This is a genomic window from Kitasatospora sp. NPDC056800, assembly GCF_042789775.1.
Lineage (GTDB): Bacteria > Actinomycetota > Actinomycetes > Streptomycetales > Streptomycetaceae > Kitasatospora.
The window spans coordinates 1-1903 of the sequence record NZ_JBHUAL010000407.1 but is presented as its reverse complement, the minus strand read 5'-3'; the positions used below and the strand labels follow the sequence as shown (position 1 = coordinate 1903).

Here is a 1903-nt window from a genome sequence, read left to right as displayed (position 1 = left end):
TGAGAGGACCTGCCCGGCACCGGTCGGGGCGTTGAAGCTGTCGAAGAACTCGACCAGGTGGCCGGCGCCCCACAGACGGTCGTTGATGAACGTCGGGGGGAGGGAGATGCTGTGCCCGGTCCGGCCCTTCGACTCGCACTGCGCGTACTGGCCGGCGGAGTCGACGGCGACGACCACGCCGTCGGTGTCCGAGGAGGCGACGGGAGCGCGGACCGCGATCACCGCCTGGTACTGCGACGCCTCGGAGCCCAGGCACGAGCCCAGGATCCCGGCGACGGCCCCGGCCTCGATCGGGGTCGTCGTCGTGCTGGTGACGGTGAAAGCCGCCGGGGGGTGGGGGGAGGCCGGCACGGAGGGGGTGCCTGTGGCGGCCGGCCCCTGCTGTGGTGCCGGTGGGTGTTGTGGCCCCGGCGGGTTCAGCACGGACGGGAGGGTCAGGCACAGGGCCGCCGCGGCGCAGGCCACGGTCGCGCCGAGGGCGTGTCGACGGTGGCGGCGCCGGTCGGCGCGTCTGCGGATCTCCGCAGCGGGCAGGGTCGGTGCCGGCATCTGCGTGCCGAGCAGCCGCAGCCGGTCGTCGAGGCTGTCGTGGACGGGGTCAGACACGGAGCTTTCCTTCCTCGCTGGTCGGGGTCCGGTCGGAGAGTCTGGCCGCGAGCGCGGTCCGGCCGCGGGCGAGGCGGCTCTTGACGGTGCTGATGCCGGCGCCGGTCTCGGCGGAGACCTGCTCGATGGAGAGGTCGCACATGTGGTGCAGGACCAGGGCGATCCGCTGTGCTTCGGGTAGGTCGCGGAGCGCGGTGACCAGCATCAGGTGCTCCTCGGTGGGCGGCTCGACGGTGGACGGTTCGTGGCGGTGGTGGTGTCCGGCCAGGTGCAGGCCCCGGGCGAGGCGCCGCCAGCGGGAGTGGGCCAGCCGCCGGGCCGTGGTCCGGATCCATGCCTCCGGGGCGTTGCCGGGGTCGAAGGTGCGCCTGCGGTCCCAGGCGCGGATGAAGGCCTCCTGGACCACGTCCTGGGCTTCGGACCAGTTGCCGGTTATCGCGTAGAGCTGCCCGGTGAGGCGGGAGAAGGACGCCGCGTAGAACGCGTCGAACTCCTGTGGCGTCATCAAGGGCCTCTCCTCCGGGGCTGTCCGTCAGCTCGCGGCACGGGCGGTGCGCGAGGGAGCACTCCTCGGCCACGGCGGGTCAGCCGTGCGTCCTGGGTGGAGCCTCCCGCCCTGTACGCACGAGCGCCGTCCCAGGGTTACATCGACGGCCTATGACCTGGATCACATGCGCGGGGTGCGACCGGTCGGGCGTCGGGAGGCGTACAGGGGCGCGGGCATCAACCGGACGCCCGCAGGAAGGGACACGGATTCATGCGTATCCGCCCGATCATGATCATCACCGCCACCGCCGCGGCCATCGCGACCGCGGGGGGAATGGCCACCGCCGCGACCGGCACCCCCACGGCCACCCCCACGGCCCAGAGCAAGCCCGCCGCCGCGCCGGCCGCGCCGGCCGCGCCGGCCGCCCCGGCCGCCCCGGCCTCCGGCGGCGGCTCGGCCGCGACCGGAGCGACTGCCACCCCGGCGGCCTCCACCGTCACCAGCACGACGACGACCCCGATCGACGCCGGGACCGTCGCCGGGATCCTGGCCTCCTGCCTGGGCTCCGAGGCTTCGCAGTACCAGGCGGTGATCGGGGTCCGCGCTCCCGTCGCCTCGTCGGACACCGACGGCGTGGTCGTCGCCGTCGACTCCGCCGGCCAGTACGTGCAGTGCGAGTCGAAGGGCGACAAGGGCACCAGCATGTCCTCGCCCGCGACGTTCATCAACGACCGCCTGTGGGGCACCGGTCACCTGGTCGAGTTCTTCGACAGCTTCAGCACGCCGGCCGGTGCCGGGCAGGTCCTCTCG

1 protein-coding gene and 2 pseudogenes are annotated in these 1903 nt (G+C 73.7%); 1 reads left to right on the top strand and 2 read right to left on the bottom strand.

Annotated features, from left to right (window positions below; all coding sequences use genetic code 11):
• Window positions 1–606 (bottom strand): annotated as a pseudogene (locus ACFRQN_RS40725) (hypothetical protein); the annotation flags it as partial.
• Window positions 599–1111, bottom strand: a complete 513-nt coding sequence (locus ACFRQN_RS40720; protein ID WP_049649167.1) for a SigE family RNA polymerase sigma factor — start codon at window positions 1109–1111, stop codon at window positions 599–601. The gene ACFRQN_RS40720 and the pseudogene ACFRQN_RS40725, both read right to left, overlap by 8 nt.
• 252 nt (window positions 1112–1363) lie before the next feature.
• On the opposite strand from ACFRQN_RS40720, the pseudogene ACFRQN_RS40715 reads away from it, so the two are divergent.
• A pseudogene (locus ACFRQN_RS40715) lies at window positions 1364–1903 on the top strand (hypothetical protein); the annotation flags it as partial.

Excerpts from the sequence above, each read along its gene's own strand:
- ACFRQN_RS40720 (WP_049649167.1), bottom strand. The coding sequence starts at position 1,111 with ATGACGCCACAGGAGTTCGACGCGTTCTACGCGGCGTCCTTCTCCCGC.